General features: G+C 63.7%; 18 protein-coding genes. 13 read left to right on the top strand and 5 right to left on the bottom strand.

The features are described from left to right. Nucleotides 1-54: 54 nt before the first annotated feature. The 6 genes from FHR21_RS13630 to FHR21_RS13605 all read left to right on the top strand — a co-directional run bounded on the left by FHR21_RS13630 (nt 55) and on the right by FHR21_RS13605 (nt 5413). Nucleotides 55-639 carry a DNA methyltransferase gene (locus FHR21_RS13630; protein WP_221235173.1) on the top strand — a complete coding sequence of 195 codons (585 nt, stop codon included), beginning with the start codon at nt 55-57 and terminating at the stop codon, nt 637-639. Nucleotides 640-1133: 494 nt separating this feature from the next. Continuing rightward, nucleotides 1134-1682 carry a TraV family lipoprotein gene (locus FHR21_RS13625; RefSeq protein ID WP_246427225.1) on the top strand — a complete coding sequence of 183 codons (549 nt, stop codon included), beginning with the start codon at nt 1134-1136 and terminating at the stop codon, nt 1680-1682. After that, nucleotides 1679-4213, top strand: a complete 2535-nt coding sequence (locus tag FHR21_RS13620) for a TraC family protein (RefSeq protein ID WP_184099198.1) — start codon at nt 1679-1681, stop codon at nt 4211-4213. Before FHR21_RS13625 ends, FHR21_RS13620 begins: the two co-directional genes overlap by 4 nt. Further along, complete coding sequence (locus FHR21_RS13615; RefSeq protein WP_338113157.1) at nt 4210-4539, top strand: hypothetical protein; 330 nt, start codon at nt 4210-4212, stop codon at nt 4537-4539. The genes FHR21_RS13620 and FHR21_RS13615 overlap by 4 nt, the downstream gene beginning before the upstream one ends. Continuing rightward, nucleotides 4536-4766 (top strand): hypothetical protein, encoded by a 231-nt coding sequence (locus FHR21_RS13610; RefSeq protein WP_184099196.1) that lies wholly within the window; start codon nt 4536-4538, stop codon nt 4764-4766. The genes FHR21_RS13615 and FHR21_RS13610 overlap by 4 nt, the downstream gene beginning before the upstream one ends. Continuing rightward, nucleotides 4763-5413 carry a conjugal transfer protein TraW gene (locus tag FHR21_RS13605; protein ID WP_420825290.1) on the top strand — a complete coding sequence of 217 codons (651 nt, stop codon included), beginning with the start codon at nt 4763-4765 and terminating at the stop codon, nt 5411-5413. The genes FHR21_RS13610 and FHR21_RS13605 overlap by 4 nt, the downstream gene beginning before the upstream one ends. 207 nt (nt 5414-5620) lie before the next feature. On the opposite strand, the gene FHR21_RS13600 is transcribed toward FHR21_RS13605, so the two are convergent. After that, nucleotides 5621-6085, bottom strand: a complete 465-nt coding sequence (locus FHR21_RS13600) for an SRPBCC domain-containing protein (RefSeq protein ID WP_184099194.1) — start codon at nt 6083-6085, stop codon at nt 5621-5623. Nucleotides 6086-6369: 284 nt separating this feature from the next. On the opposite strand from FHR21_RS13600, the gene FHR21_RS13595 reads away from it, so the two are divergent. The 6 genes from FHR21_RS13595 (at nt 6370) to FHR21_RS13570 (ending at nt 13182) form a co-directional block, all read left to right on the top strand. After that, nucleotides 6370-7455: a TraU family protein gene (locus FHR21_RS13595; RefSeq protein WP_184099192.1), complete on the top strand. Its 1086-nt coding sequence runs from the start codon at nt 6370-6372 to the stop codon at nt 7453-7455. A gap of 342 nt (nt 7456-7797) precedes the next feature. Then, the gene (locus tag FHR21_RS13590) at nt 7798-9741 is read left to right on the top strand and encodes a hypothetical protein (RefSeq protein ID WP_184099190.1); all 1944 of its coding nucleotides are present in this window, start codon (nt 7798-7800) and stop codon (nt 9739-9741) included. Beyond that, on the top strand, nt 9738-10853 hold the full coding sequence (gene traN / locus FHR21_RS13585) for a conjugal transfer protein TraN (RefSeq protein ID WP_184099188.1): 1116 nt from the start codon (nt 9738-9740) through the stop codon (nt 10851-10853). Before FHR21_RS13590 ends, traN begins: the two co-directional genes overlap by 4 nt. Next, nucleotides 10825-11727: a type-F conjugative transfer system pilin assembly protein TrbC gene (locus FHR21_RS13580; RefSeq protein WP_420825289.1), complete on the top strand. Its 903-nt coding sequence runs from the start codon at nt 10825-10827 to the stop codon at nt 11725-11727. Before traN ends, FHR21_RS13580 begins: the two co-directional genes overlap by 29 nt. Then, complete coding sequence (locus FHR21_RS13575; protein WP_184099186.1) at nt 11699-12298, top strand: S26 family signal peptidase; 600 nt, start codon at nt 11699-11701, stop codon at nt 12296-12298. Before FHR21_RS13580 ends, FHR21_RS13575 begins: the two co-directional genes overlap by 29 nt. Then, nucleotides 12298-13182: a conjugal transfer protein TraF gene (locus tag FHR21_RS13570; RefSeq protein WP_184099184.1), complete on the top strand. Its 885-nt coding sequence runs from the start codon at nt 12298-12300 to the stop codon at nt 13180-13182. Before FHR21_RS13575 ends, FHR21_RS13570 begins: the two co-directional genes overlap by 1 nt. Nucleotides 13183-13229: 47 nt before the next feature. Here FHR21_RS13570 and FHR21_RS13565 read toward each other — a convergent pair whose 3' ends face one another. Beyond that, entirely contained in the window at nt 13230-13628 is a 399-nt protein-coding gene (locus tag FHR21_RS13565; protein WP_184099182.1) for a PIN domain-containing protein, read from the bottom strand. After that, nucleotides 13625-13876, bottom strand: coding sequence for an AbrB/MazE/SpoVT family DNA-binding domain-containing protein (locus FHR21_RS13560; protein WP_184099180.1), 252 nt, complete (start codon nt 13874-13876; stop codon nt 13625-13627). The genes FHR21_RS13565 and FHR21_RS13560 overlap by 4 nt, the downstream gene beginning before the upstream one ends. A gap of 187 nt (nt 13877-14063) precedes the next feature. Here FHR21_RS13560 and FHR21_RS13555 point away from each other — a divergent pair, with 187 nt between their 5' ends. After that, the gene (locus tag FHR21_RS13555; protein WP_420825288.1) at nt 14064-14525 is read left to right on the top strand and encodes a hypothetical protein; all 462 of its coding nucleotides are present in this window, start codon (nt 14064-14066) and stop codon (nt 14523-14525) included. A 106-nt stretch (nt 14526-14631) separates the two neighbouring features. Here FHR21_RS13555 and vapC read toward each other — a convergent pair whose 3' ends face one another. Together vapC and FHR21_RS13545 are read right to left on the bottom strand one after the other, a co-directional pair. Next, nucleotides 14632-15033 carry a type II toxin-antitoxin system VapC family toxin gene (gene vapC / locus FHR21_RS13550; RefSeq protein ID WP_184099178.1) on the bottom strand — a complete coding sequence of 134 codons (402 nt, stop codon included), beginning with the start codon at nt 15031-15033 and terminating at the stop codon, nt 14632-14634. Continuing rightward, the gene (locus FHR21_RS13545) at nt 15030-15224 is read right to left on the bottom strand and encodes a type II toxin-antitoxin system VapB family antitoxin (RefSeq protein WP_184099176.1); all 195 of its coding nucleotides are present in this window, start codon (nt 15222-15224) and stop codon (nt 15030-15032) included. Before FHR21_RS13545 ends, vapC begins: the two co-directional genes overlap by 4 nt. Nucleotides 15225-15288: the final 64 nt, after the last annotated feature.

The raw sequence follows: 15288 nt of genomic DNA, 5'->3' as shown, positions 1-15288 counted from the left end.
TTACGGCGTTACGAACCTCCGGTAGGACGGAGGCGCGTCGGCGATTGGCTCAGCGTGGCTGCCGCCGCGTGCCTCAAGCCCTCGGGGTCGCTCTGGGTTTTCGGGTCGCTACGTTACCTGCTCGCCGACGCCGACCGTTTTGGGGCGGCAGGCCTACGCTACGCCCAGGACATCATCTGGCGCAAGGCGAACGGTACCGGGTTTGCGGCCGATCACTTCAAGCGAGTTCACGAAATCGTCGTGCAATATTATCGCCGTGCTGCGCGTTGGCGTGGCGTCTATAACGAGGTCCAGCGCGTTCCGGCGTCAACGCGAAACAAGACGCTGCAGGTGCAGCGAACAAAGCCGCGGCACACCGGGGCAATCGGAGCAGCTGGCTATCGTGACGACGGCACAAGGATCGCAAAATCAGTGATAGAAATGAACAGTGTGCGAGGCGGTCTTCATGCAACGGAGAAACCGGTATCGCTGCTGGCAATTCTCATCCGGACATCCTGTCCACCGGACGGTCTGGTTGGCGACTTCTTCGCCGGCTCGGCCGCAGCCGGCGAAGCGGCAGCGGCCACCGGGGGCGCTACACGGGCTGCGAGATTGACCCGAGCATGGCCGCAAGAGCGCGCGAGCGTCTTGCCGCAATAGCCTGGTGACCCCGTTTCAGTCGTCCGCCGGACTCTCTCGATCATCGTGCTGAAACCAAAAAATGGGCCAGCTTGCGCTGGCCCTTTGAAGTTTTGGGAGAGGATGCCTGAAAGGCATGCTGAATATGGGAATCTCCTGATCATGCTGCAAGTGCGAACAGGGATATTTCGAGGAATTGATCTTCGACCGAACGGCTTACGCCACACGGCTCAAATCTTTGTGCTGTCTTCCCGACCCATTGTACTGAAACAGCCGCAAACAGGGCCGGAACATGCCTACCTCCGAGCGGCACGATCATGCCCCAGCCCTTGTCCGGGCACCGGCACGAGAGCCATCCCTGCATCAATGCCCCTGGATTCAAGGGCTGAACCAATCGCCCTTTCCTGCGCCACGCGCAGGCATTTTGACCGTGCACGACTATCACGGAGAAAGAGATGATCCATTTGCTTCGAAACGGCCGGCGTCTCCGCGGAGGAGGCGCAGCAGCCTTATGTATGGGCTCGCTCCTGTTCTCGGGTTGTGCCTCGCTGGGTTCGGCGATGTCGCCCTACAGTGAGAAGTTCAGCTGCAAGAACGACGATCACGGGCAATGCATCCATCCCGAGAAAGCCTATGAGGATGCCGCCCAAGGCGTCGCATCGCGTTCCGATCCCGCGGTCACGAACGACAAGAAACTGCTCAGGCAGCATGGTCAGCGCACCCTGCCCGCCACGAAGCGCGGAAAGAGCGCTTCCGCCGATGCCTATGGCACCTATCGAGACAGCGTCTATCGCGAGCTTCAGGAGCTGATCGAAGCCCCGGAAACCCCGATGCTGCGCCCCACGCGGGCGGTGCGCACGCTGATCCTGCCCTATGCAGATCGCAACCGTCCCGATCGGCTCTACATGCCCCGCTATGTCTATTCGGTGCTGGACACGCCCTCCTGGGTTGTCGGCGGCTACCTCGTTCCGCCGGTATCACCCGCTTCGCGCGCGCCGGTGCTGGAACAGGTCCGCGAGATACCGGGACGAGAGCCTGCCCCATCCGCGGAGCCGCGTCCGTGAAGGCGCCCGGAACCCGAACGGGCGGCGGGCTCACCTTCGCCGATCTCCATCGCAGCATCGCGCGCGACCGCTATTCGAACTATCTGCCGCTCGTCACCTGGGTCGAGGAGGAGGAAGCTTTCCTCTGCATCGACGATGGCTGGGGCTATGCGTGGGAGCTGACGCCGACGGCCTATATGTTCGCGCATGTCCACCAGGCTTTGCTCGGGCTGTTCAACATCCAGTTCCCCGAAAACAGCGTTCTCCAGCTGATCAGCTTTGCCGATCCGCTGATCGCGCCGGCACTCGACCATTATCTCGACCTCAAGACCCGGCCCGATCCGCTGATCCAGGCCTCGGCGCGGCGGACGCACGCCTATCTCGACGAAGGGCGGGGCGGCCTCGCCGCGCTGCACGGCATCCCGGTGCGCAATTTCCGGACCTTTCTCGCCGTGAAGACGCGGCAGCCGATGCACAGCGATCTCAAACGCCAGATCGAGGAGCAGCTTGCCAAACTCGGCATCCGCCGGATCGAGGCGCACGAGATGATGGCCTTCTACCGCCGTATCTTCAACGGCGTCTTCGATCCGGCCCCCGGCGTGTTCGCAAGCGGTGACGCCCGCCAATCGGCTCCGCCGCTGCGCAAGCAAATCATCGATGCCGGCCCCTCCTTGATGTTCGAAGGCCCAGAAGTCTTCCTCGGCAACCAGGTTGCGCGCTGCCTGACCCCCAAGGCACCGGCGCGGCGGGTAACGGCCGAGCGCGCCAATCGCCTGATGGGCGGGATGCGCGGCAGCGCCGAGGATAGCGACCAGATCGGCGGTCCGTTCCTCTATTGCCTGAATGTCCTCTTCGACCATTCGCAGTTCGAGATCCACAAGCGCGCGCAGATACTCTCGGCGCAGAAAGCCGCGGGCAGCTTCGCCGTCGAGGTCGGCAAGCAGATCGAGGAGATCGGCTGGGTGCTCGACGAGGCGGGCAACAGCCGCTTCGTCACGGTAATGCCGATGGTGTGGGTGTTTGGCCGCGACCAGCACCAGGCCCGCGAGATGGCCGCGCGCGCGAAACGACTGTGGGAGAGCGAACCGCTGCCCTGGATGGTGCAGGAAGAATCCTACCTCAATCCCATCCTGCTCACCGCGAGCCTGCCCTTCGGCCTTTATCCCGAACGCCGCACGATCAAGATGCTCGAGCGCGATTTCAAGATGCCGGTGAAGGCGACCGCGCTGATGGCGCCGATCCAGACCGATTTTCGCGGCGGCGGGCGCCCTGCCCTCCTCTATGCCGGGCGCAAGGGGCAGCTCATCACGCTCGACCTCTTCGACCCGCGCATCAACAATTATAATTTCATCGTCGCGGCCGAGAGCGGCGCGGGCAAGAGCTTCCTGCTCAATGATCTCTGCCGCCAATATTATGCCCAGAATGCCCTGATCCGCATCATCGATATCGGCGGCTCGTACAGGAAGCTCTGCACGCTGTGTTCGGGCCGCTATATCGACATCGGCGAGGAACGGCTCGTTCTCAACCCGTTCGACCTCGGGCTCGCACTCGACGGCGAGGACCAGCAGTCCGCTATCGCCATGGCCGTCGCGATCGTCGCCGAGATGGCCAATGCCGCTACCCGCAAGGGTGTCTCAACATCGGAATGGAACCTCCTGAAATCGGCTGTCCAATGGACAATCGATGAGGGCCATGCCGACGAAGGCATCGACTCGGTCCGGGCATGGCTCGGCGCCTATCCGCAATTTGCCGCGCATGATCTCGATCGCGTTGACCATCTGAAGCCCGTGGCACGCGAACTCGCGTTCAACCTGCGCGATTTCGGGTCAGACGGCGCCTATGGTCATTTCTTCAACGGGCCGTCGACCTTCGACATCTCGAACGACGAGTTTGTCGTGCTCGAACTCGAACGCCTGAAATCCATGCCCGACCTGTTCAACGTCATCGTCATGGTGGTGGTGAACGCAGTCACGCAGGAACTCTATCTCTCCGCGCGTGACCGCCCGCGCTTCGTGCTCTGCGACGAGGCCGCGCAGTTCATGACCAAGAGCGACGGGCAGGACCTCTCGCGCCTCGCCGAGGCGTTCGCGCAGGGCTATCGGCGCGCCCGCAAATATCAGGGCAGTTTCGGCATCGTCCTCCAGTCGATGAACGACCTCACCCTGTTCGGCGGCACCGGGCAGGTGATCCTGGAAAATGCCGCGACGCGCTTTCTACTCCAGGGTTCGACCTATGACCGGGCGGTCGAGAACAAGATCCTCGATTATTCGGGGTTCGTCCTCGACCTGCTCAAGTCGGTCCGCAACAACAAGCCCAATTATAGCGAGGTATTCATCGACTCGCCGCTCGGGCTCGGCATCGCGCGGCTTGTCGTCGATCCGTTCAGCTATTGGATCAACACCAGCGCGCCGAGCGAGGTGGCGGCCTTCGAAGCCCTGATCCGCGCCGGTCGCTCACCGCTCGAAGCCGTCTGCGAACTGGCTGGCGTCGATCCCCGGGACATTCTCGGCGAGCGGGCGCCCTCACCTGCGATTAGGGAGCCAATCTCGTGAAACAGCGTGCCATCGAACCCGATCGCGATCGGCTGGATCTCGATTTAATGTTCCCGCTCGACCGAGCCGGCTTCGAAGCCGCCGTTGCCACCGAAGCCGAGCGGCGCGCGTTCCGTTGGCGCTTCCGTCTCGTGGGCATCGAATCGGTGATGATGGCCGGTCTCGTGCTGGTTGCCGGACGTCTCGTCGACCAGCCTGTCACGATCGTGGCCAGGGCATCGGTGACGGTTGGCGTCGCCTGCTTCGCGAGCGGCCTGCTCCTTATCTGGCTATCGAGCGTTACCAGCGCCCTGATGATCCGCTTGCGTCGAGGACGGCGGTCATGAACGGCATCTTCTCCGGTTCACCGTCTCCTCATGTCATCCGGCTTCTCGTGGCCGGACTCTTGTTCGGGGTCGTGCAGGCCGCGATCCTGCTCGCGGCGCCCCGAGAGATGCCAGCGCCGAGGCCGCTGATCGTCGTGCTTGGCCTGCTGACGGTCGGATCCCTCGCAGGAGCGATCCTTGGCGACAGACGCGTCGGTCCACAGCCCTCAACGGGAAAGACGCCATGAGCCATGACGCACACCGCATCGGCCTTGCCGCCTGGCAGTTCGGCACGACGATGGGTCTGATCATCACATCCGTCTTCGTCGCAGCGACGGCGCGCGGCGAGACCGCGACCATCGGCCGAACCTGGCCGATTGCCGAACCGGATGCCCTATCTGAGATCGAAGCGCGCGCAGCCCAGCAGCCACCGAATATTGCTGAGCGGTTCGGTCCACAACAAGGGTGGAGTGCAATGCAATCGGCGAGCCTCGCGGTCGCGCGTACTGACCGCAAGCGTACGGTCGTTCCGTTCCACACGCTCGACTTCGAAATCCGCCTGCACGACGGCAAGCTCCTCTACCCGAAGGGCTATACCTTCAATCCCCTCGCCTATGTCACACTGCCGCAGCGCCTGGTGGTGGTCCATCCGCGCGATCTGAGTTGGGCGCTCGCCAGGGCTCGGCCGATCGACTGGATATTACTGGCGGGCGGCACGCACACGACCACTGACCCGATCGCGCTCGGCGAGAAGATCGGACGGCCGCTGTTCATTCTCGAGGAGCGGGTCAAGGAACGACTGGGGCTCGCTGTCGCACCCGTCATCGTCGAGCAGGTCGGTCAGAAGCTCGAATTGAGCGAATTTGCCATAGAACCCCAACAGTCTGCAAAATAGTCTTGGACAGGGGCGCCCAAATCACACCCGCTTGCGTCGGAATATTTCTCCCCGCAGCTTTTGGCGTTTCCGTCCAATCGCGGATCGAGTTGCGCGTCTAATTGAGCCGCGCGACCCAGAGGAGCTTTCCCTCGGCAACGAAGATCGAGTTCTTCATCTTGACACCCGTTCGGTTTCGGCCGGACGGGTGTCTTTTTGACTGAACCTTCATTCTACAAAATTGGCGAGATTTTTGAGCATCGCGTCCATGCCTGCGCGGTGATCCGCTTCGCCGAGACCCGGTGGAACGTCCTGTGCGGACAAGGTCACCTTCGTTCCATCCTTTACCGGCTCGAGCATGGTCGTGACGGTGATGGCTCCCTGGAACCGGCAATCATCGGTGTCGAAACGCACGACTTCGACGAGCCGCTCGTCGGGGAGGATCTCGATAAACTGGCCGTCGATGATGACCGCACCGGAAGCGCATTTGTCGCGCGCGGCATCATCATGTGGATATTGGAATATCATACGATACGCGCCGCCGGGCCGAGGATCGAATTGCTCGATACGCCCCGCCATTCCCCTCGGCGGCCGCCACGACGGTATCGTCTCCGGATCGAGCAAAGTGCGAAAAATCGCACGCGGCGTGGCCAATATGGTGCGGCTGGTCGTGTGAGTCGCGGCTAAATTCATGGGCGCCCTGCTAGGTCGAAGAGCCGCCGATCAACAAGAGTCTCTGGCAAAAAATGTCACCGTCACCCAAATTTCAACCCGTTTCCCAGTAACCGGCTCAGCTTTGGCGGAACATCGATGCCCTCCAGCGGCATGGCCGTTCCTCACCCGTTGCTCGCCCACCGGCTCATATTGCAACTCAGTCTGCGGACGAGGCAGCGACTCCCAGCAAACCGCGGGTTCGAGCGCCACTCTTCCACCCTTGACGAACCCTCGGCGTCCGCCCGCGGCGCAACGGAGATGCTATGCCTGCTCGCCGCCCGCCTTCTGTTTTGCGCTATTTCCCGGGCACACCGGGCGAGCGCGCGAAGCGCCAGCGGTGGTTGCGGTCAAGGGTAGCGCTCCCAGCTCTTGCGCTACTCGCAAGCCTCGCGTTTCCAGCTGAACCAGCCCACGCTTCCAAGTGTCCCACCGACACGATTTTCAATCCCATAACCAAGGTACGCTGGAACTGCATCTTCCCGATCACGATCGGCGGCGTGCGGGTCGGGAGCCATGACAAGCTCGACAAGGCGCTCGATGCACAGTCGGTCTCGAAGCCGCTCTGCGCCTGCCGCAAGGGCGTCACCTTCTGGTTTGGCGTAAAGGTGAGCTTCTGGACGCCCAACCGAATGGTCGACGTCGTGACCGAGCCCGGGTGCATGATGGCGCTCGGCGCCGACATCATGCCGGCCGGCGGCCGCCTGCAAGGCAGCCAGTCCTCGATCGCGGACGGCACCAACACGACCAAGCTCTTCGCCCAGATGCACTATTACAAAGCCCCCGTCTGGCAGATGCTCGACATGTTCACCGACCTGCCGTGCTTCGAGGACGAGGGTTTCGACGTCGCGATGATGACCGAGTTGCTGCCAACCTGGCAATCGGGAACGCTCGGCGCGATCATCCAGCCCGAGGGGATCCTCTTCGGCAATCCCGCCGCAGGGCTCGCCTGCATGGCAGACAGCGCTGCTGCGGCCGCGGGCAAAGTCGTCGATCCGCTCTTCTGGTGCATGGGAAGCTGGGGCTCGACCTATCCGATCGCCGGCGACATCCACATGGGCGACCGCGTCGAGGCCTGGGCCGGGCTCGCCGCGCGCGGAACCTTCATGATGGGCCGCCTCGGCGCGCTCACCATCCACTCGGCGGACGGCTGCTCGCTCAAACCCCAGCCGATCTGGACCAAGAGCCGATACAAGCTCCAGCTGATGGAGCCGGTGAAGGGCGGCAAGTGCGTCAACATCGGCCGTCCGGGCGCGCTCTGGACCTCCGGCAAACATGCGCCCGGCAAAGACAACGCCGAGTTCATGCTCTTCGAGAAAGCGATTTGCTGTGCCGGAATCCAGACGCCCTGACCCGGCGCCGGTTCCGGCGCACTCCGATCGCCCCACGCGCAGCCGGGAATCGGCCCGGTCTGCCCGCCACAGCCCCGGTGGCTGCCGGCAGGCGCGCGGGGCGGGAGCGGCGCCCAGCCCCCTCTCCTTGGGCGCCGCTCCAACGCCAGCCGAGGCGGCTGACGCTCCTTCGCCGGCGGACCAACACGACCAGACCCCGCTGCGTCCCCGGGCAAAGGCCGTGCTGACCGTCTTCGAAGGCCAGGCCGCCTATCGGCTCCTCCCGCCCGGATGCGATCCATTCCGGGCGGGAGACCTGTTCCGTCTCCCATATGGTTCGCGGACCATGGGCCGGGGTCGGCTATGAAATCGCGGTGCCTCGTCCTGTTGTCCGTGTCTGCGGCCTTGCCCTGCCTGGCTTCTGCCCAGACGGTCGAGGATCGTGCGCGCGCCGCGGCCGAAGCCGCGCGCGCGAAGAGCGGCGACAGCGAAGCGATCCTCGAGAATTACATCAACCCGGGCCTCAGCGGACAGCCTATAGCCACCGTCGACAAGAGCCGGACCTTCACGCCGAACCTCGCCTGCCAGAAGACCGCGAACTTCCTCGAACTCCTGGTCCAGCCCGGCGCGGGCGGCGACATCACGACGGTTCGCATCGCTCGCGACAAGGACATCGACGGCACTTTCGACAGCGTCTCGACGCTACCGGTCCCAGTGTCGGGCATCTGCGCCAACGGCGTAATCTCGTGCCAGCCCGGAAGCTGGACTGGCTGCCGCACTTTCCAATGGGATGTCGACAGCGGCGGCGACCTGAAGCTCTCCGAAGTCGAGATGCCCGAGCTTGCCGGCTGCTACTGCATCAACAACAGCTGCGGCGCGAACCTCGTCATGGGCAATCTGCCCTCGGTCCTGAAGGATCTTGGCGGCGGCGCGATCGGCGCCCTCTCGACCCACGATCCGCGCATCGGTGTCGCCGACGCGCGCGTCAACGGTCCGCTCATCCAATATGTCGGCGCGCAGTCGACGGCATGCAGCCCCGACCCCGCCCTGCCCCAGACGGCCTATCGCGCCAATCCCACTACGATCCAGGGCGATGCCTTTGCCGCGTCCGAGGCAAACAGTCTATTCCAGTCGCTGGCCGGCTCGCCTGCGGGCACGGGGCGAGCCGAGCAGGTCCGCGCCTGCACGATCGAGCGCGAGATCAGCTTTCTGCCGCTGACCTATGACGACATCGTCTCGGCTTCGGGGGCGATCTATTCCGTGCGTGACTGCGGCGAGGGTTGCCGCCGCTATCGCATCATCGGCGACGGCAATTGCAGCGGCTCGCCGCCGATCTTCACCGCGAGTTTTGCAGTGAGCGACCCCGCGAAGCTGGTCTCGGCGCGGATTGTTGAAATGGGCGCCGACGACTGGGTCCAAGGCCGCATCAATGGCCGTATCGTCGGCTCAGCTGGGCCGCGACCGTGGCTGACAATCGGCTTACCCTCTGGCGACTGTCGCACCGACGGCGGCGCGGCGCGCAATTACACGTCCTATGATTTCACCGCCGATCTGAGAGCAGGTCCGACAAGCGTGTCAGCGCGCGTCCGGGGCGGAGGTGGTGGTGCACCTCTGACCACCCAATGGGGGCTCGTCGACGTCGATATCCGCGTCTCGCCCGGTTGCGAGCCGCGCGAGCGGCTGGTCGATCTTTGCTCGGGCTATGGCGCCGATCCCAAGTGCCGCCTCGACAGCGAGAGTGTCGACACGGTCCAGACCTTCCATAATGGCGTCGGCACCGGCCTCAGGCCGCTGCCGCAAACGCGCCTTTTCGGCACCGACTCCTGCACCATCCAGCTTACCCGCGATTTCTTCCGGCGCGAGCGGACGTACAAATGCGTTGTCGACAATGGCGTGCTGCCCGAGCCGGACCTGTCGCGCGGCGCCTATATCATCGACCATTCGACCGAGACGATGCTCGCCGATCGCGTGCGGACCACCGATGGCGGAACAGTCGCCTCGACCCGCCCCTTCGCGCTCCCCGACCGCGGCTCGGTTCCGCGCTGCGAGGCCATCTGCAAAACCCGAGCCCCCAAGGTGAACAGCGATGCCGCGCCGGATGGCATCGTCGGCGCGAAGCAAACGAACCCGACCGGCTGGGATACCTTCTACCACGCCTGCGCCAGTGACAATGTCTGTCCGGCGGGACCCGGCGAACAGATCGTCTCGGCCTGCGGCTGCCTCGACGATTTCCCCGAAGCGGTGGTGATGATGCAGACGGTGCGGCTCGCCGGTGCCGATCTTGCCTGCACGGCAACGGCGCGATGATCTGGCGCGATCTTCTCTGGCCGCACCGCGTGTTGCTGATTGCGCTGGTGATCGCGGGTATCCTGATCGGCAGTGCCTTCGCCGCGACCCCGGCGCAGGCCCAGCAGTTGTGCGCGGTCGATCTCGACGGCAGCGGCGACGCCGACGGCCCCGGCGAGACGGCGAGCTGCGTCGGCACGACGAGCGGCGGCTGGCAATGCCCGCTCGAGCGCACATGGTGTGCGCCCGAACCCGGCGGCGCCTGGTCGTGCCCGCTCGGAGCGCAATATGCGTGCCAGACGCCCGCGAGTGGCGGCGTCCCCGCGTGTACGCCCAATGCCTGCATCGATGCGGCCGCGACCCCGATCGAAGACGAGCCGGTGATCGACGATCCGGGCGCACCCGCCGATGGTCCCATCGACGCCGAAGGCAATTGCCTCGGCAACATCGAAATCTTTGGCGGCCGCGCGCTGCGCTGCCGCCCCGCGGGTCTCAAGACGACGTTCTCGAACTGCTGCAAGGACAAGGGCAAGATCGTCAAGGACGGCATGGGGTCTTCGATCGCGTCGACCCAGACCAAGATCGCGATCGCCAAGGGCGTGTTCACCGGGGCCAAGGCCGCCTACGCCGCCTTCCAGGCGGGCGCGACCGCGAGCCAGGCGGCGAGCGCGGGCGCCAATGCGCTTGTGATCGGATTCGATCCGACCTCGATCGCGATCAGCCTCGCGATCAACGTGATGATCGAGTTCCTGCTCACTTCGTGTGACCAGCAAGACATGGAGGTCGGCATGCTCAATGGGTCGGGCATGTGCGTCGAGGTCGGCAGCTATTGCAGCTCGAAGATTCTCGGCATCTGCGTCCAGAAGTCGAAGAGCCATTGCTGCTTCAACACCAAGCTCGGCCGAATCATCCAGGAACAGGGGCGCCCGCAATTGAAGTCGTTTCCGGACGGCTGGGGCCCGGTGAAGACCCCGAATTGCCGAGGTTTCACGCCCGAAGAGTTCCAGGCGCTCGATTTCAGCAAAATGGACCTGTCCGAATATTATTCCGAGATCGAGGCCCGCGCGCAGGCCGACATCCAGATCGACATGAAGGATCGTATCGATGCCTATTACCAGGCCATCGGCCGCTGACCTGCGCTTCGCGATCGCGCTGTCGCTCGGCGGCGCGGTCGGCTTCGCAAGCCTTGCCGCCGGACAGATATCGCCGGGAGCACCGGACGAAGAATCCCCTTCGTCTGGGCGCGCCGACATTGAAGCCGAAGGCGATGCCACGATGGAGCGACTGCGCGGCGCCATCGCGCGGCGCAAGGCGGAACCGCAGACTGGCCCAACAGTAATGCCGGAGCCGAGCGAAGCCGAGCGCCGCCGCGCCTTCGAGGCGATGCGGAGCCATACGCCCTCCCCCGCCATGAAAGCCCGCGCGGTCGAGGCGCTGGAAGCCGGCAAGGACCGTTTCGCGACCGAGCGCGCGGCGATGGCAAAGCGGCTCGAACAGGCGCTGGGCCTCGAGGCGCCCGACATGAAAGCCGTCGCCGATGCCGGCCCCACGCCAGCGGCGAAGGGGTGGGTCCCGGTGCTCTTCGCCTCCTCCTCGATGCCGACGGCGACACTGCGCACCTATGCCGCGCAGCTCGAGAAGGCGCGCGGCGTGATCGCCTTTCGCGGCATGCCGGGCGGGATGACCAAGGTCGCGCCGATGGCGAAGCTGACCGCCGAGATCCTCCGCCTCGATCCCGGATGCGAAGGTCCCGCCTGCGCGATGCGCGACGTCCAGCTCATCGTCGATCCGCTCGTCTTCCGCCAGCACGGCGTCACGCGCGTTCCCGCGCTCGCAATGATCCCCGGCGATCCGGCTCTCCCCTATTGCGAGCGCGAGGACGAAAGCCCCCGCGCCGCGCAGGTTGTTTACGGCGACGCGGCTCTTTCTGGCCTACTCGAAGAAATCGCCCGTCTTGGTGGAAAGGAGGAAGTGCGCGATGCTCAGTCTCGTCTGGAAGGCCGGTAAGCATCTGGCCATCGGTCTCAAGAATCTGCCGTGCCGCGCGGCCGTCGCGCTCGGCGCCGAAGGGCTCGGAGAGCCTGCTCGTCCCGACCGGCTCTGGAGAGCCTGCGCGATCGTGATCCCGCTCGGATTGCTCACCTTTTGGGCCATCCCGCAAGGAACGCTCGTGATGTCGCCGTCGGTCGACGCCTTGGTGGTGCGCGTGAGCCCCGGTCCGATCGCCAAGGGCGATCTCGTCATGTTCAAGCTGTCGCATCCGCTCGCTGGCCCTGACCCGGTCAATGTGACCAAACGCGCGCTCTGCATGCCGGGCGAGCGGATTTCGCTGATCGAGAAGCCGTCGACCATCATCCCCGATCATATGGAAGGCTGGTATTATTGCGAAGGCGAACTGCTCGGAGTGACTAAGCCATATGGAAGGCACGGGCAAAAGCTCGATTACTGGCGTCCGGCCAACGGGCTGATCGAGCCCGGCACCGTCTTCGTCGGATCGCAGCACATGAGCGGGTTCGACAGCCGCTATTACGGCCCGGTGCCGATCGCGCGCCTCACGCGCGTGGAGAAGCTGCTGTGATGCGCCTGGCGCTTCTGTCCGGCCTCGCCCTCTCGGCGACGACCGCCGCGACGGCGCAAAGCGCTTCCTCCGCTCGCGCGCCCGAGCCGAAACAGGGTTATTGGTGGTATCAGGCACCGCCGCCGGAGCCGAGCGAGCCCGAACGCGACGCGCTCCTGAGACCTGCTATCCCGCCGATGGCGGAGCTTGCGACCTGGACGCCGCCCAAAATCCGCAAGCTGATCGAACAGCAACGCGACTATGCCGCCACCGTGCTGACGGTCGATGCGGTCGCGGATTTCTGGCGGTTGCAGGATTTTGCGCGAAGGAAAGCCCGCGCCTTCGCCGGCGTCACGCAGCTCGCGCTGCTGCAAAACCCCGAGATCAGCGCCAAGTCGGCGAACCCGATGGTCGGCGACGCACGTTCGGCGATGAGCGCCGAGAAGGACGCGATCCGGCGCCACTATCTGCGCGCCCATGCGGGGCAGTTCGCGCTGGTCATGTTCTCGCGCGCCTCTTGCGGCTATTGCCGCGTGCAATGGCCGATCCTTGAGCGGTTCCGCGAGGAAACAGGCTGGCAGGTCACTCAGATGGACATCGACCAGCGGCCTGAACTCGGACAGCGCTTTGGGGTCGAGATCACGCCGACGACGATGGTGATCCGCCGCGGCGGCGCGCAGCGCATGGTGATCGCGAGCGGCGTCGAATCCTATCCCAATCTCGCGCAGACCACCTATCAGGCAGTGCGGCTGTTGCTCGGCGACATCAGGCCCGAGCAGTTCCTGACCGGCGCGGGCGAGGAAGACGGCTTCTTCGATGCGCTGTCGAATGGGCCAGTGTCGGCGACCGATCCGCGCGTGCTCGTGGGCGACCACGTCGGGGTCGGCCTGGGACCACAGCGATGACAGGGACAATGGCGAAGCTGCACAATACTGCCAATGCAGCATCGGGTTCATTTGGGAATAAGCGCGTCGTGCCCTTGCTTCTTCAGCAGACCGACAGCTTCGCGGTCGAAGCTGACGAATGTCTCGCCGCCGAGCCATTGGCCTTCGTGGGCGATGAGGCCATCGGCAAAGTCCCCACCCTCGTCCAACACGGCAAGCCCTGCCTCGACAGCTTGCCGGTCGACTGCGATGTTTTCCGCGTCAATAAGAAATCGGATAGATGCAGCGACTCTCGCCGATTCATATCGGTACACTCTCCCGAGCACCCAGCAGAACTCGCACAATGCCGGAAGCGTCACAGCGACAGTTTCGGCCTGCTTCATGAGCTTCTGCGCGACGGCTCCCTGAACGGGATCGTCCAACGTTGCTGCTCGAACGAGGATGTTGGTGTCCGCCGTAATCTTCACAGCTGGCCCGCCCAGCCCTTTTCAATCGCCTCTTTCATCTCTTCGATCGAGATCGGCCGTTGGCCTTCTCGCTTCAAAGATCCGAAGAAATTCTCAATCTTTCCTGACGGTCTGATCGCCCGGATTTTGATCTCTCCGCCAGGAAGTTTGTCGAAGCTGATCTTGTCGCCGGGATGGACGCCGAGATGCCTGAGCAACTCCTTTCTCAGTGTGATCTGTCCCTTTGTCGTGATCGTAACGGCGTTCATACGGAATATCCTTTCCGTTATCCGATGTAAGGAAAAATGCCCTTACCTGCAAGATGGATTTAGGCGAGCCAATATCCTTACGCTGGCATGTGCGGCAGTTATATTCGGTTCGCCTGCGGGCGCCCAAATGGTCGGCCGCGAGGTAGCTGCACGCGCTGCGATCCACCCGGTCGCGACAATAACCGAGATGAACAGCTGGCTCGACCGGGTGCCAGTCACGCGGGCCTTTCCTCCGGACCTCGGCGAGACATTGCGAGGTCAGCGCGGCATCTTCGTCATCGAGGTGAGCACGGCGCCCGGATGCGTCCCCTGCGCCGACCTCTGGACGAAGCTCGGCAGCCTTCGCTCCCACTACGGCTGGGAGGTTCGCGCAATCGGTGAGCAGGAAGCGATGCTGCACTCGGGTCGTCTCGGGCTGCCGTGGATCGGTCATCCGGTCGTATGGGCGCGCCCGGCGGCCGACCAGAACCGTATCGTACCCGTCGCGATCGGGACGGACCATGCGCCTAACCTCGCGCGCAACCTTTACCTCGCCGCCAAGATGCTCACCGGGGTTCGCCCTGCCGTCGGCGTCCGCGCGCTTTCTAAGTTCACCGGGATTGTGGGAGTTACACCGACGGAGCAAAGTCGGTCGAGAGCCAGACCATAGAGGAGTGTTTGGGGCATCCAGGCGTCATCGGACCGCAGCAGTGAGATACCCGCCGCTCAATTAACCTCTCATCGCTGGAGCTTGAGTCCATATTTGCAATATTAGCTCACTCGTCCGGCATGGCAGAGGCAAGACCGAGATGCTCCACGAATGGATCGAAGTCACGATCGCGGTGTAGCAGCGATATGCCATCTTCGATGCAACGCGTAGCAATGAGCGTATCGATCGTTTTGCGAATCGTGATGCCTTTGGCGCGCAAGTGCCTGAAGTTACGTGCCGCCTGGACTGCGATCTCGCGACCGCCGATTTCAATCAGCTCAAGCGATCCCATCAACCGCAATCCGGTGTTGAAATCGCGGTCTTTGCTGAAGCCCTGTAGCACTTCGGCCAAAATTATGTCGCCTATGAGCAATGGCTCGCTGCCGAGCAACATATCGAGCCGCTCGGCTTCCGGCGTAGGGTTGCCTTGAAAATAATCTATCCAGACGCTTGAATCGACAAGGATCATCCATCGGTTCTCATGGCTTCGAGATCCCCGGACCATGCAAGCTTACCCCGAAACTTGCGAATGTTCTGCTGATTGCGAAGCCTGAGAAGCGTACGCAAACCGAGCTCGACGGCTTCTCGCTTCGTCTTGAGTCCAGTCGCACGCAGAGCCTCGTCCATAAGCTTATCGTCGATGACAATGTTTGTCCGCATGATGTGTATCCTTATCTATATCTATACACATAATGCGATCCGGGGAGCATTGCAATCCGTCGCG

This window comes from Sphingopyxis panaciterrulae, from assembly GCF_014199295.1.
In the GTDB taxonomy this organism is placed as follows: Bacteria; Pseudomonadota; Alphaproteobacteria; order Sphingomonadales; family Sphingomonadaceae; genus Sphingopyxis; species Sphingopyxis panaciterrulae.
This window is presented reverse-complemented; position numbering and strand designations above follow the sequence as displayed.

Excerpts from the sequence above, each read along its gene's own strand:
- FHR21_RS13625 (WP_246427225.1), top strand. The coding sequence starts at position 1,134 with ATGGGCTCGCTCCTGTTCTCGGGTTGTGCCTCGCTGGGTTCGGCGATG.
- FHR21_RS13555 (WP_420825288.1), top strand. The coding sequence starts at position 14,064 with ATGAACAGCTGGCTCGACCGGGTGCCAGTCACGCGGGCCTTTCCTCCG.
- FHR21_RS13605 (WP_420825290.1), top strand. The coding sequence starts at position 4,763 with ATGAGCCATGACGCACACCGCATCGGCCTTGCCGCCTGGCAGTTCGGC.
- traN (WP_184099188.1), top strand. The coding sequence starts at position 9,738 with ATGATCTGGCGCGATCTTCTCTGGCCGCACCGCGTGTTGCTGATTGCG.
- FHR21_RS13545 (WP_184099176.1), bottom strand. The coding sequence starts at position 15,224 with ATGCGGACAAACATTGTCATCGACGATAAGCTTATGGACGAGGCTCTG.
- FHR21_RS13595 (WP_184099192.1), top strand. The coding sequence starts at position 6,370 with ATGCCTGCTCGCCGCCCGCCTTCTGTTTTGCGCTATTTCCCGGGCACA.
- FHR21_RS13580 (WP_420825289.1), top strand. The coding sequence starts at position 10,825 with ATGCCTATTACCAGGCCATCGGCCGCTGACCTGCGCTTCGCGATCGCG.
- FHR21_RS13610 (WP_184099196.1), top strand. The coding sequence starts at position 4,536 with ATGAACGGCATCTTCTCCGGTTCACCGTCTCCTCATGTCATCCGGCTT.
- FHR21_RS13575 (WP_184099186.1), top strand. The coding sequence starts at position 11,699 with ATGCTCAGTCTCGTCTGGAAGGCCGGTAAGCATCTGGCCATCGGTCTC.
- FHR21_RS13600 (WP_184099194.1), bottom strand. The coding sequence starts at position 6,085 with ATGAATTTAGCCGCGACTCACACGACCAGCCGCACCATATTGGCCACG.
- FHR21_RS13570 (WP_184099184.1), top strand. The coding sequence starts at position 12,298 with ATGCGCCTGGCGCTTCTGTCCGGCCTCGCCCTCTCGGCGACGACCGCC.
- FHR21_RS13590 (WP_184099190.1), top strand. The coding sequence starts at position 7,798 with ATGAAATCGCGGTGCCTCGTCCTGTTGTCCGTGTCTGCGGCCTTGCCC.
- vapC (WP_184099178.1), bottom strand. The coding sequence starts at position 15,033 with ATGATCCTTGTCGATTCAAGCGTCTGGATAGATTATTTTCAAGGCAAC.
- FHR21_RS13560 (WP_184099180.1), bottom strand. The coding sequence starts at position 13,876 with ATGAACGCCGTTACGATCACGACAAAGGGACAGATCACACTGAGAAAG.